Below are 14,305 nucleotides of genomic sequence, written 5' to 3' on the forward strand. Positions count from 1 at the left end.
ATTTCGCTTTTTTTATGATTAAATCTAGAATACTTTACTCTTTATATACACCCATATCTGCATATTTATCCATTCTTTGTATTACCAAATCAGTATCAGATAAATCTTTTAATTCATCAAAAGCAATAACTATTTGCTCTTTTACTTTAGCAAAAGCACCAGCTCTATCTGCATGTGCACCACCAACAGGTTCTTTAATTATACCATCAATTAACTTTAACTTTTTCATATCAGTTCCTGTTAATTTTAAAGCAGCTGCAGCTTGTTCTTTATACTCCCAACTACGCCATAAAATAGAAGAACAAGATTCTGGAGAAATAACTGTATACCAAGTATTTTCCATCATGTAAACTCTATCTCCTACTCCAATACCAACTGCACCACCAGAAGCACCTTCACCAATAACAATAGTAATAATTGGTGTTTTTAAACGTGTCATTTCTAAAATATTTCTGGCAATAGCCTCACCTTGTCCACGTTCTTCTGCTTCTAAACCTGGGTAAGCACCAGGAGTATCTAACAATGTAACCACAGGAATACCAAACTTCTCTGCCATTTTCATTAAACGCAAAGCCTTTCTATAACCTTCTGGGTTAGCCATACCAAAGTTTCTATATTGGCGTGTTTTGGTATTATAACCTTTTTGCTGACCAATAAACATAAACGATTGATCGCCTATTTTACCTAGACCACCAATCATGGCTTTATCATCTTTTACATTTCTATCTCCATGCAGCTCCATAAAAGTATCTCCACAAATTGCTTCTATATAATCTAATGTATAAGGTCTGCTTGGATGTCTAGACAGTTGGACTCTTTGCCAAGGAGTTAAATTTTTATAAATATCTTTTTTAGCTGTAGCTAATTTTTTTTCTATTTTTTTACAAGTAGCTGTAACATCTACATCGCTTTCTTCACCAATAATTTGACATTTCTGAAGTTGATCTTCAAGTTCTTTTATTGGCATTTCAAAATCTAAATATTCCATTTTGTAATTACTTTGATTAAGTTATTTGGATTAACAAACATACTATAAAATTTACTTTTATAACAAATTCATTTTACTTTTTTGGCTTTAATCTTAATTTTGCTTTCTGTTTAATTGCAGATTTATTCTTAATAAATCCGTTTAACAAAACAACACCTAAAACAATTGTGGCTCCTAGATAAAACTCAGGATTCATTTTTTCTTTATCACCAAAAATAAATAAGGCTAAAACAATAGCATAAATAGGCTCTAAATTATTGGTTATAATAACTGTATAAGGAGATAAATATTTCATTACTTGAACAGAAATTATAAATGCATAAGCTGTACAAACACTACTTAAAATAAAAAGACAAATCCAATCTGAAACTGGTAAATTAAAAAAAGCTAAAGAAAAACTGTTATTAATTATTAAATATATTGTTACGAATAAAGTACCAAATAAAAGTTGGTAAAAAGATATTCTGTTTGCATCATATTTTTTGATAAACAAACCATTTAAAACAGAAAATAATGATCCTAAGAAAGAAGCTATTAGTGCATAAATTATACCTAATTTATATTGACTTTCGAAATTAAAAATGATGTAAAGCCCAAGAATAACTAATAATCCTAAAACAATTTCTAAGGTTTTAATTCTTCTTTTAAAAAAAATGGGTTCTATTAATGATGTAAAAAAGGCTGCTGTACTCATTGTTACTAATGCAACAGAAACATTAGATACTTTTATGGCTTTAAAGAAAAAAATCCAATGTGTAGCAATAATAATTCCTGTAAATAAAAATTTAGTTAACCCTTTTTTATCAATCTTAAAAGATTTCTTTTTTATTAGAAAATAAAGTGCAATAAATAGTACTGCTAATAACATTCTAAAAAAAACTAACGGAATAGCATCAATAGTAATTAGGGCTCCAAGAATTGCTGTAAACCCCCAAATAAAAACAATTAAGTGTAAGAGTAAATAATTTTTTAACCTACTTTCTTGCATTTATGTATAAATATAGGGCAATACAACCAAAAAAGATATTTGGCATCCAAACATATAAAAGCGGATTAACACCTGCAACTCCTCCTAAAACTTCTGATACTTTAAGTAGAAAAACATAGAAAAACATCATACCAAAACCTATAGCTAAATTCACACCTGTACCTCCTCTTCTTTTTCTGTAAGAAAGTGCTACTGCAATAATTGTTAAAATATAAGACGCTATTGGCAAACTGGTTCTTTTATAGAATTCTACTAAATATGCATTAAGGTTTTTTACACCTCTTTTTTCTGAAACTTTTATAAATCTATACAATTCATCTGATGGCATTTCTTGAGATAATGCAGATTTATATATTAAATCTTTAGGTGTAAAGTTAAAAACAGTATCAATTTTATCACCAGAAAAAATACTATCTTTTTCTAAGTATAATTTTCTTAAACGCCAGTTCTGTAATCTGAAACTAGAGTCTTTTTCAGAATATTTTATATTATCTGCAACTAGTTTGGTTTTTAGTTCTATACCATCATATAATTCTGAAGAAAAATCATAGCCTCTATTATTTTCGGTATTAAAATTTCTGATAAAAATGTAAGTACTATCTGTAAGTTGTAAACTAAAGTCGTTTATATATTTAAACTCATGTTTTTGCCTATTACCTTGTATGTATTCTTTTTCGAACTTTTTTCTTGTAGAACTACTGTTAGGAACCACAAAATGATTCATTAATAATGATAAAATTGTAATTAATGTTGCACCAATAAAGTAAGGATATAAAAAACGAGTAAATGAAATTTTAGCATTATTAATTGCAATAACTTCTGTATTGTTAGACAGTTTAGAAGTAAATAAAATAACGGCTATAAATAATGCCAATGGCATAAAAGTATTCGTATAGTATATGGTAAAATTTTTATAATACTCATCTACAATTTGATAAAAACTTAAATCTGCATGTTCGAGAAAATTATCAATTTTTTCAGAAATATCTATAGCTATGGCAATAGGAATTAAGATTAATAAGGTAAAGAAAAAAGTTACCAAAAATCGTTTTAATATGTACCAATCAATTATTTTCAAAATTATTTTTATTATTGGTTTGTGATTGATAGTTTATGCTTGTGACTAAAACTAACAACCAAGAACTATTATCTATAATCTTTTATCCATTTGTTTAACCATCATATCTTTCCACTCTCTAAAATCACCTGCCAAAATATGTTTTCTTGCTTCACGAGTTAACCACACGTAAAATCCTAAATTGTGAATCGATGCAATCTGTTTACCCAACATTTCTTTTGCCGCAAATAAATGACGTAAATATGCTTTAGTGTAATAAGTATCTACACCTGTAATACCCATTTCATCAATTGGAGAAAAATCATCTTCCCACTTTTTATTTTTAATGTTTATAGTTCCGTGAGCTGTAAATAACATTCCATTTCTGGCATTTCTAGTTGGCATTACACAATCGAACATATCTATACCTAAAGCAATGTTTTCTAGAATATTTATTGGTGTACCTACACCCATTAAATAACGAGGTTTATCTTCTGGTAAAATTTCGGTTACAACCTCTGTCATAGCATACATTTCTTCTGCTGGTTCACCTACAGAAAGACCGCCAATTGCATTTGCTTTTTGGTTAGAATTGGCTATATATTCAGCAGATTGTCTTCGTAAATCTTTGTAAGTACTACCTTGAACAATTGGCATAAAGGTTTGCTCAAAACCGTATTTGTATGGTAATTTTTCTAAATGGTTTATACATCTATCCAACCATCTATGTGTCATGTGCATAGAACGTTTTGCATAATTATAATCACAAGGATAAGGTGTACATTCATCAAAAGCCATAATAATATCTGCCCCAATTGTACGTTGCGTTTCCATAACATTTTCTGGCGTAAAAAAGTGCATAGAACCATCTATATGACTTTTAAATTTTACCCCTTGTTCGTTAATTTTTCTTCTACCTGATAAAGAATATACTTGGTAACCACCAGAATCTGTAAGAATATTTCTATCCCAATTCATAAACTTGTGTAAACCACCAGCTTTTTCTAGAATCTCTAAACCTGGTCTTAAATATAAATGATAGGTATTACCCAAAATAATATCTGGATTTACCTCTGTTTTAAGTTCTGTTTGATGTACGCCTTTTACAGTACCCACAGTACCTACAGGCATAAAAATAGGAGTTTCTATAACTCCATGATCTGTTGTAATTGAACCTGCTCTAGCTTTGCTTTTGGGGTCAGTAAGTTTTAAATCGAATTTCATTGGGCGCAAAGATAAGACTATTTAAGAATTGAAAAATTAAAAGATTCTTAAACCTTTGTCTTTGCTTTAATTGACTACTATTTTAAAATCTTCTTTTCTTTTTTGATGAAGAACCAACATTCCTCTTTTTATTTTTAGGTGATGATTTTCTAAAAGAAGCACTTTTTTTATTAAAATCGTTTTTTGCAGGAGCCGATTTTCTTTTCGGTTTTGTAGTTTTTGGCTTTTCTTTAACCACAGAAGCTTCTTCTGTTTTAGATGATGAAGCAATCATTGTATTTATCTCTTTTAACTCATCTTCAGTAAGTTCTCGCCAATCGCCTTGTTTTAGGTTACCCAATTCTACACTCATAATTCTTGTGCGTTTTAGTTTGGTAACTTCGTACCCTAAATACTCGCACATTCTTCTAATCTGTCTGTTTAAACCTTGAACAAGAATAATTTTAAAAACCTTTTCTGATACTTTTTCTACTTTACACTTTTTAGTAATTGTACCTAAAATCGGAATTCCATTACTCATTTTTCTGATAAAATCATCGTCAATCCTTTTATCAACAGAAACAATATATTCTTTTTCGTGGTTGTTACCTGCTCTTAAAATTTTATTTACAATATCACCATCATTGGTTAAAAAGATTAATCCTTCAGAAGGTTTATCTAAACGTCCTATTGGAAATAATCTTTCTGGATGATTAATATGTTTTACAATATTATCTCTTTCTCTAGAATCTGTTGTAGAAACAATACCTATTGGTTTATTTAAGGCTATGTAAAGTGTTTTTGGTTTTGGTTTTAAAAGTCTACCATCAACCTTAACTACATCATTTTTTAAAACTCGATTTCCTAATTGTGTAGGTTTACCGTTAATAGTTACTCTACCTTCTACAATTAATTTTTCGGCTTCTCTACGTGAACAAATCCCAGTAGAACTAATGAATTTATTAAGATTTGTTGATTGTTGATTTTTATTATCCAAAGAAAAATATTTTCAACAAAAGTAAATATAAGATTATAATTTATGGCTTTAAAGATTGTTTTCTTGTGTATTTAATCTATTCTTTTTTGACTAAACCAACTACCAACAAAGTTTAAATTAAGTGTTATTTTATGAAAATTCTCCTGAATTAAACCGTTATTTAAAGTACCTTCTTTACCATAAGAATAAGAAATATTAAAATTATTTAAACTATTCTTTTTCATTGGTAAACCTAAACCAGCAGAAATAAAATAGCTATCTATTTGTTGATTCGATATTTTTAAAAACCCAGTGTTGTAGTTTAAACCAAATCTATACTTTACGTTAGACCAATAGTTGTATTTGTTTTTATTTGGCAAAAACTCTACTCCAAATGCATAAATAGATTCATCTGTATAACGTTCGCTATTAGACTGTTGGTTTGTATCATTCCACATTAATTTTCTATAATCTAAACTAGTTGTAATGGTATTATTAAATTTTGATGTTAAACCTAAACCAAAACTTTTTGGTAACTCAAAATTATCTAAATCATTTTCAACCTCATCTTCAATACTTATTTCTGTACCAGCACTTGTTGTTTTATAAGAAGTTCTTGTTTGTTTACCAGATAAAGATGTTGGCAACTCAAATGTACCACCAATGGTTGTTTCTATGTTTTTTATATTAGGTAATTTGTACTGAAAACCTGTTTTCAATTTTACTCCATTGTAATAATTTTGATCTAAAATTGAAACAAATGAATCTGTAAATACTTGACTTTCTTGTTCTATAGAACCAAATAAAAATGAGAAATCCACACCTATTGATAAATTTTTTACAGGCTGAAAACCAGCTGCTATAAAAAATTTATTTAACCCTCCAGAGCCTGTTATTCTTGTTGTAAAAGTATCCAAAGTCCCTTCTATTGGGCTTTCAATATCAATATTATAACCTGTTTTAGTATATGGTAAAAGACCTATACTTAATCCTAAATTTTTACGTACAGGAAAAGCAATAGCAATGTGAGAAATATTTCCATTATTGCTGGTTTCACTAATGTTATCTGTTTCTAAGGTTGAGTATGTACCATTTAAACCAAATTCGTACAAAAATGATTTTGATAGTAAATTACCTAAACTAGCAGGATTAAAAATATTTATTTCATAAGGTGTAGATTGTGCTATACCTGTATTACCTAAACCTGTTAAACCACCTGTTGCTGTTTTATTTTCTACACCTAAACCAAATAAAGAATAAGGTGTATTTGCATTATTCTGCCCAAAAATTGATTGTGTAGCAACTATAAGTACTATTAATAATATATTTTTTTGCATCTTAATAGTTTAAATATTTTACGGTTAATTTTACCTGATTGTCTGTTGCAGGATTATCTTCTATTATTAAATTACTCACATTTTGATCGTAAGTTTCATACAAAACCATTAGTGCATAATTTAAATCGCTTTCGGTTAATAAGATTTCTTCTACATAACCACTTAAATCAACAGAATAAGAAACGTTTTGACTAAATTCATCTTGATTATCGTTTAAATAAGCGTAAGCTGAAGTTTCATTTATATCTACAAGTTGTTTTACAAATCTATTTTTATGATCTACTACATAAACTAATAAAGATTCTGGCAAAGGGTTCTCACTACTATAACTACCATTTAAAGGTGAAAAAGTAAGTGTTGCACTTAAAGTAGTAGCTTCATTAGAAAACTCTAAAAGTTTTTTTATTGATGGTATTTCTATTCTTGTACATAGTCCTGTACCAGATTGAATATAAGTTGCATAATTGGTATCTTCACTAGACCTAATTTCTTCTACATCTGCAAAATCTCCAACAACAGAAGTAGAATAATCTGTTTCTATTTGATTAAATTGTTGCGTTGAACTAGATATTAAAAAATCTACGTAATAATTATTATCTTCACTATCATCATCTTTAATTGTATAATAAAGACGCATACTAGAATTTTCTTCTGTTGATGTTGATGGGTAAGAACCAAAACCAAGCATATGACTGTCTAAACTTGCATCTGGCACAATTGCTAAACCTTTAAAATATTGCAAAAAATCATCAGAATTATTAATATCATTATCAACAATTTTATCAAAAATTTCTTCACCTAAAACATCATCCATTTTAATAAAAAGAGAATCTGTTTCTTTGTTTGGTTTTGGTATAAAAGAAATTTCACCTAATGATTGAGAATCGTAATCTAAAAAAGAGCTATTGTAAAAATCATCACTATCTTCTGGCTCAAAGGTTTCTGTTATTCTATGTAAATTATATGTTTGTAATTTAGTTGTATCTCCATAATAATAGGTATCGTAATTTAAAATCATACCAATAGAATCGTAAATAGCATCATTACTTATAGAGTAAGCAGAAGCTACTAACTCTAGATAAGACTTGGCAGTTGTATTACCAAAATCATCATCTTTAATACTACCCAATAAAATTCTTCCTGTACCAGAAGTTATTAAAGAGTCTAGTTTAAAGGTTCCTGTTTTTACAGTAAAAGTGTCTATAACTCTAATCTGTATATCATTCTCAATAAAATCACTCCCTACTTCATAAGTTGCACCATCTGCTGTACAAGATGTTAGATATACAATACTTAAAAAGCCAATAATTAAATACCTCATTTTACTTTTTAGAGCAAAAGTATTAGAGGTATTATCACAAAAAATCATAAAATATATAAACTACCTTATTTTATAGATTTACCACTAAAAAACACCTCTTAACCCTATAATTAACAGCTTTTAAGAAAATTAACACTTGTTTTACACGTTCATCTATAAAATCAGCTTGTTTGTCTATTTCATAGTTACCCACAAATATTTGCTTCTAATTTTGCCATTAAATACTGAAATGAATAAACTAAAACGAATGAAAAAAACAAAATTTACACAAAAAAGAAGTTTTCTTTTTATGTTAGCAATTCTTCTTACCTCTACACTTTTTATAGGGTGTAGTGATGATGAGGATGATGATGAATATGGAAACTGGGTAGAAAGTTCTACTTTTGATGGTGATTCTAGAGCAAACGCAGTAAGCTTTACAATTGGTGATAAAGGATACTTAGTTACAGGTTATGATGGTGATGATTACTTGTCTGATACTTGGGAGTATAATTCTGAAGGAGATTATTGGATACAAAGAGCCTCTTTTCCTGGAACTGCAAGAAGTGGTGCTGTAGGTTTTTCTATTGGTACTAAAGGATATATAGGAACTGGTTATGATGGTAATGATGAATTAAAAGACTTTTGGGCTTACGATTCTACAACAGATACTTGGGAACAAAAAGCAGATTTTGGTGGTACAGCAAGATATGGTGCTATTGGTTTTGCAATTGGTAATACTGGTTACATTGGTACTGGTTATGATGGTAGTGAGCAAAAAGATTTTTGGAAATATGATGTTGATACAGATACTTGGGAACAGTCTGTTGGTTTTGGTGGAGAAAAACGCCAAAATGCTTCTGTATTTACCATAAACGATGTTGCTTATTTAGGTTTAGGAATTCATAATGGTACTTACGAAGAAGATTTTTATTCGTTTGATGGTACAAACTGGACAAGATTAACTGATTTAGATGACGATGATGATGATGATGATGATTACGAAATCTTAGTAAGTTCTGCTGTTGCTTTTTCTTTGGATGGTTTAGGTTATGTAAGTACAGGAGTTTATGGAGCAGTAACTTCTACTACCTATTCTTACGATCCTTCTACAGATACTTGGGATGAAATTCCTGATTTTGAAGGGACAGCAAGACAAGATGCTTCTGCTTTTTCTTTTGGATCAAGTGCATACGTATTAATGGGAAGAAGTGGTAGTTATTATTTTGATGATGTTTGGGAGTTTAAACCTTACGAATTAGAAAATGAAGATGATTAATCTTACACAACTTATTATATAAATTTAAAGTGCAGAAAAATTAATAAAAATTGATTGTTCTGCACTTTTTTATGATAAAAACAACAACCATTTGTAAGTTTTTAAGACCAATCTTACATAAATTTGCAAATTAAACTCACATTAAATTGAACTTTATTAAACAAAAATCCTTTACCACAGTAATTATACATATATTACTATGGCTGTTTTTTATCTTAATAACTGCCATTCAATTTTTTTATAGGTTTAATGCAATACCTAAAATGTTTTACATTTTAAATGGTGTATTAATTACTGTTTTTTATGTTAACTACTCTTTTTTAGTACCAAAACTATTACTAAATAAAAAAATTGGGTTGTACTTAATTACGTTTGTAGTTTTCTTTTTATTTTTTATGTATGTTTTAGAGCCTTTAATTTTAATTTCTAAAGATTTTCAACCACCAAATGAAACTTTTGAAGATAGAATTCTTAATCGTAAAGAAAATGGTCCTAGATTTGAATTTAGACCACCAATTATGGTTATTTTATTTTTTGGTTTAAGTACATCAATAAAATTAGTTTCTGAATGGTATAAAGCAGAAAAAGAGAGAGCCTTAGTTGCATCGCAAAAAGTAAATTCTGAATTATCTTTTTTAAAGGCGCAGTTAAATCCGCATTTTTTATTCAATACTTTAAATAGTATTTATTCTCTTGCAAATAAAAAATCTGAAGACACTACTATTGCAATTGTTACACTTTCAGAATTAATGAGATATATGATCTACGAAACTAATCAAGAATATATTTCATTAACAAAAGAAGTAGAATACATTAAAAATTATATTTCTTTACATCTATTAAGGTTAAAAGATTCGAGTGGAGTTCGTGTTAATGTTCACGGAGATTTAAATTACAAAATAGAGCCACTTTTATTGATTTCATTTATAGAAAATGCGTTTAAATATGGTACAAATTATAAGGGTGATACCAATATTAGAATTAAAATAAATGTTGAAAATGATGAGCTGCACCTTTATGTTTTTAATGCTTGCTATATTACAAAAGTTAGTGATAAAAATTCTGGAATTGGCTTAGAAAACATTAAAAATAGGCTAAATTTATTATATCCTAAACAACATACTTTAGAGATAAATAATGAAAAAAAATCGTTTGAAGTCAATTTAACCATTAAACTAAAAAAATAGATGAAATGTATTATTATAGATGATGAGCCTTTAGCATTAGAGTTATTAGAAGATTTTATCTCTAAAATCGATTTTTTAGAATTAGTGGCCTCTTGTTCTAGTGGTATAGAAGCAATGTCTGCTCTACAAAAAGAACAAGTAGATCTTATTTTTACTGATATAGAAATGCCAGATTTTTCTGGTATAGATTTTATTAAAACTTTAGAACAAAAACCTATGTTTATTTTTACAACAGCCTATTCTCATTATGCTGTAGAGGGTTTTAACCTAAATGCTATTGATTATTTAGTAAAGCCTATTCCTTTTCATCGATTTTTAAAAGCTGCTACAAGAGCCAATAATTTACTATTATCTAAAAGTAAACCTGCACCTGTAGAAGTACAAAAAGAAGCATGTGATTTTATTTTTGTAAAATCAGAATACGAGAACATAAAAATTAACTTATCAGAAATAAAATATATAGAATCTTTAAAAGATTATATTAAAATTTACACCAATAAAGAAAAACCAATTTTAACCTTAAGTAGCCTAAAAAGTTTTGAAGAAAGATTAGGGAAAACAAATTTTTTAAGAGTACATAAATCTTTTATAGTTGGTTTAAAACACATTTATTCTGTGCAAAGAAATAGAATTATTATAGATGATAAATGGATACCAATTGGTTTAAATTATAGAGAAGATTTCATTAAAAAGATTGATAACTAACCTACAATTCTATAGTTCTAAACGTTAAATTAATTCTGGGCGAATGTACTTTTTTAGTAGGTGGTAATCTGTGTAACCAATGGGTTTGAGTCCCTTCTTTCATTACTAACAAACTACCTCTTTCTAAAACAATATCTATTCTTTGTTTGTTTTCTTTATGTTTAAAAGAAAATTTACGTTCAGCACCCAAAGATAAAGAGGCAATTGCTCCATTTTTTTTCATCATTTTTTCACCATCAGAATGATAAGCCATGCCTTCATCACCTGAATGATATAAATTTAACAAACAAGAATTATACGTTTCATTAGATTCTTGCTCTACAATTTCTTTAAGTGCTAACAATTCTGGAATCCAGAGATTTGCTGTTTTTGTAACTTTAGAATACGTATAAGAATATTCTGATGCCCCATACCAAGCCACTTTTCTTTTAGTGATTATCTTTTTACCAAAAATTATAGCTTCATCATTTTTCCAATTTATTTTATTGAATAACTCCTGATAGTAAAAATCAGATTGTTGCTTGCTTAATACAATTCCATGATAATTTGTAACGCCATCAAAAGGCAAAATATTAGTGATTTTATCCGAAGAAAATAAATCCATACTATAAAAATAATCAAAATTAAATAATACCAGTTCTAGTGATTTAGATTTAGAAAAAAAATATCGAGAACTATTTACAATTGCCAAAATAATTATCTTTCGTAAAATCGAAAGACTTAATGCAAATTTCACTTATTTTCAGTCGTAAAATTCATTCGAATTAATAGAATTTTTGATTAGGTTGTGTATTTTTACAAGATGGAATTTAAACTTGTATCCGATTTTTTACCAACAGGAGATCAACCTAATGCTATTAAAGAACTTTCTGCAGGTATTTTAGCAGGAGAAAAATATCAAACTTTATTAGGAGTAACTGGCTCAGGTAAAACTTTTTCTGTTGCAAATGTTGTAAAGGAAGTGAAAAAACCAACATTGGTTTTGGCACATAATAAAACTTTAGCAGCTCAATTATACTCAGAGTTCAAACAGTTTTTTCCAGAAAATGCTGTAGAATATTTTGTTTCATATTACGATTATTATCAACCAGAGGCTTATATACCTGTTACTGGAACCTATATAGAAAAAGATTTATCTATAAATGATGATATAGAAAGATTGCGTTTAAGCACAACCTCTTCCCTACTTTCTGGCAGACGAGATGTTTTGGTTGTGGCTTCAGTTTCTTGTTTGTATGGTATTGGAAATCCGATAGAATTTAAGAAAAACGTAATTCCAATTCATAGAGATCAGCAAATTTCTAGAACTAAATTTTTACATCAATTAGTACAAAGTTTATATTCTAGAACTGAAATAGAAATAAAAAGCGGAACATTTAAAGTTAAGGGTGATGTTGTAACCATTTATCCATCTTATGGTGATAATGGGTATAGAGTTCATTTTTTTGGTGATGAAATTGAAGAAATCGAATCTTTTGATTTAGAGAGTCAGACAGTTTTAGAAAACTTTGATGAGCTGAATATTTATCCTGCAAACTTGTTTGTAACCTCTCCAGATGTTTTACAAAATGCCATTCATCAAATTCAAGATGATATGATGAAACAGGTAGATTATTTTAAAGAAATAGGGAAACATTTAGAAGCCAAACGTTTAAAAGAACGAACAGAATTCGATTTAGAAATGATTCGTGAGCTAGGTTATTGTTCTGGTATTGAGAACTATTCAAGATATTTAGATGGTAGAGAACCAGGAACAAGACCTTTCTGTTTGTTAGATTATTTCCCTGATGATTATTTAATGGTGATTGATGAAAGTCATGTAACTGTGCCACAAACTCACGCAATGTATGGTGGAGATAGAAGTAGAAAAGAGAACTTAGTTGAATATGGTTTTCGATTGCCAGCTGCAATGGATAATCGTCCTTTAAAGTTCGATGAATTCGAAGCCTTACAAAATCAAACCATTTTTGTTTCTGCAACTCCTGCAGATTACGAATTAGAAAAAACAGAAGGAGTTTTTGTAGAGCAAGTAATAAGGCCAACAGGTTTATTAGATCCTATAATTGAAATTAGACCTAGCATTAATCAAATTGATGATTTAATTGAGGAAATTCAGGTTCGAGTAGAAAAAGACGAACGTACTTTAGTAACTACTTTAACCAAAAGAATGGCAGAGGAATTGACCAAATATTTAACAAGAGTTGATATTCGTTGTAGATACATACATTCTGATGTAGATACTTTAGAACGTGTAGAAATTATGCAAGATTTGCGTAAAGGTTTGTTTGATGTTTTAATTGGTGTAAACCTATTAAGAGAAGGTTTAGATTTACCAGAAGTGTCTTTAGTTGCCATTTTAGATGCTGATAAAGAAGGTTTTTTAAGAAGTCACAGATCTATAACCCAAACTGTAGGTAGAGCTGCAAGAAACGTAAATGGTTTAGCTATTCTATATGCAGATAAAATGACAAACAGTATGCAAAAAACCATTGATGAAACTGAACGTAGACGTGAAAAACAGATTGCTTACAATACTGCAAATAACATAACCCCTACTCAAATTAATAAAAAGATTGATAATACTTTATCTAAATCTGCTATTTCTAGTTATCATTATGACAATGCAAAGCAAGTTGCTGCAGAACAAGATTTACAATATTTACCAAAAGAAGAAATAGAAAAACGCATAAGAGAGAAACGCAAAGCAATGGAAGCTGCAGCTAAAAATTTAGACTTTATTGTAGCTGCAAAATTACGTGATGAAATTGCTGTTTTAAAAGAGAAGATTTAGATAAATTAACACTATAATAAAATAAAAATTAATAAAAAATTATGCTTAAAACATCAGTAATACACCCAACAATAATGGAAGTTCTTGCACGTTCAGGACACTTTGCTCAAGTAGTAATTGCAGATGGTAATTTGCCTGTAGGTGCTATGAATGGACCAAATTCTACAACTGTTCATCTTAACTTTAAACCTGGTTTATTAGATGCGTTAACAGTTTTAGAAGGCATTTTAGAGGTTTGTCCAATACAAGGTGCAATTGTTATGCAAAAACCAGCAGAAGCAAACGCAGAAATACATGATTCTTATAAAAAACTTTTAGGTGATGTTTCTTGGGATGAAATGGAACGTTGGGCTTTTTATGATAAAATTAGAGACCCTTTAACTACCTTAATTATTCAAACAGGAGAACAAAGAAGATTCGCTAACTTAATATTGACTGTTGGTGTAGTTAAAATGGCTGAAGAAAGTAATTTTTAATTTTTATATTTATATGTG

Annotated in this window: 13 protein-coding genes; 5 read left to right on the forward strand and 8 right to left on the reverse strand. The window is 28.8% G+C overall.

All coding sequences use genetic code 11. The features are described from left to right. Window positions 1–34: 34 nt before the first annotated feature. The 7 genes from KO506_RS14520 to KO506_RS14550 form a co-directional block, all read right to left on the reverse strand. Window positions 35–988: an acetyl-CoA carboxylase carboxyltransferase subunit alpha gene (locus KO506_RS14520; protein ID WP_215995638.1), complete on the reverse strand. Its 954-nt coding sequence runs from the start codon at window positions 986–988 to the stop codon at window positions 35–37. Between the two features lie 73 nt (window positions 989–1,061). Next, window positions 1,062–1,976: a DMT family transporter gene (locus tag KO506_RS14525; RefSeq protein ID WP_215995639.1), complete on the reverse strand. Its 915-nt coding sequence runs from the start codon at window positions 1,974–1,976 to the stop codon at window positions 1,062–1,064. Beyond that, on the reverse strand, window positions 1,963–3,054 hold the full coding sequence (locus KO506_RS14530) for an LptF/LptG family permease (protein ID WP_215995640.1): 1,092 nt from the start codon (window positions 3,052–3,054) through the stop codon (window positions 1,963–1,965). Before KO506_RS14530 ends, KO506_RS14525 begins: the two co-directional genes overlap by 14 nt. 72 nt (window positions 3,055–3,126) lie before the next feature. Next, window positions 3,127–4,257: a tRNA guanosine(34) transglycosylase Tgt gene (gene tgt, locus KO506_RS14535; RefSeq protein ID WP_215995641.1), complete on the reverse strand. Its 1,131-nt coding sequence runs from the start codon at window positions 4,255–4,257 to the stop codon at window positions 3,127–3,129. An 82-nt stretch (window positions 4,258–4,339) separates the two neighbouring features. After that, entirely contained in the window at window positions 4,340–5,233 is an 894-nt protein-coding gene (gene rluF, locus KO506_RS14540) for a 23S rRNA pseudouridine(2604) synthase RluF (protein ID WP_215995642.1), read from the reverse strand. 71 nt (window positions 5,234–5,304) lie between these two features. Continuing rightward, complete coding sequence (locus tag KO506_RS14545) at window positions 5,305–6,549, reverse strand: hypothetical protein (RefSeq protein ID WP_215995643.1); 1,245 nt, start codon at window positions 6,547–6,549, stop codon at window positions 5,305–5,307. 1 nt (window position 6,550) lies between these two features. Beyond that, the gene (locus KO506_RS14550) at window positions 6,551–7,870 is read right to left on the reverse strand and encodes a DUF4270 family protein (protein WP_215995644.1); all 1,320 of its coding nucleotides are present in this window, start codon (window positions 7,868–7,870) and stop codon (window positions 6,551–6,553) included. 247 nt (window positions 7,871–8,117) lie between these two features. Here KO506_RS14550 and KO506_RS14555 point away from each other — a divergent pair, with 247 nt between their 5' ends. The 3 genes from KO506_RS14555 (at window position 8,118) to KO506_RS14565 (ending at window position 11,020) form a co-directional block, all read left to right on the forward strand. Further along, window positions 8,118–9,128, forward strand: coding sequence for a Kelch repeat-containing protein (locus KO506_RS14555; RefSeq protein WP_215995645.1), 1,011 nt, complete (start codon window positions 8,118–8,120; stop codon window positions 9,126–9,128). A 263-nt stretch (window positions 9,129–9,391) separates the two neighbouring features. Then, complete coding sequence (locus KO506_RS14560; RefSeq protein ID WP_215995646.1) at window positions 9,392–10,315, forward strand: sensor histidine kinase; 924 nt, start codon at window positions 9,392–9,394, stop codon at window positions 10,313–10,315. After that, entirely contained in the window at window positions 10,316–11,020 is a 705-nt protein-coding gene (locus KO506_RS14565; protein WP_215995647.1) for a LytR/AlgR family response regulator transcription factor, read from the forward strand. Window position 11,021: 1 nt separating this feature from the next. On the opposite strand, the gene KO506_RS14570 is transcribed toward KO506_RS14565, so the two are convergent. Next, window positions 11,022–11,624, reverse strand: a complete 603-nt coding sequence (locus tag KO506_RS14570) for an alpha-ketoglutarate-dependent dioxygenase AlkB family protein (protein ID WP_215995648.1) — start codon at window positions 11,622–11,624, stop codon at window positions 11,022–11,024. 198 nt (window positions 11,625–11,822) lie between these two features. Between KO506_RS14570 and uvrB the strand changes: the two genes are divergently transcribed. Then, complete coding sequence (gene uvrB, locus KO506_RS14575) at window positions 11,823–13,811, forward strand: excinuclease ABC subunit UvrB (protein ID WP_215995649.1); 1,989 nt, start codon at window positions 11,823–11,825, stop codon at window positions 13,809–13,811. A 41-nt stretch (window positions 13,812–13,852) separates the two neighbouring features. Then, window positions 13,853–14,287 (forward strand): RbsD/FucU family protein, encoded by a 435-nt coding sequence (locus KO506_RS14580; RefSeq protein ID WP_215995650.1) that lies wholly within the window; start codon window positions 13,853–13,855, stop codon window positions 14,285–14,287. Window positions 14,288–14,305: the final 18 nt, after the last annotated feature.

Source organism: Polaribacter vadi, assembly GCF_018861005.1.
GTDB lineage: Bacteria > Bacteroidota > Bacteroidia > Flavobacteriales > Flavobacteriaceae > Polaribacter > Polaribacter vadi_A.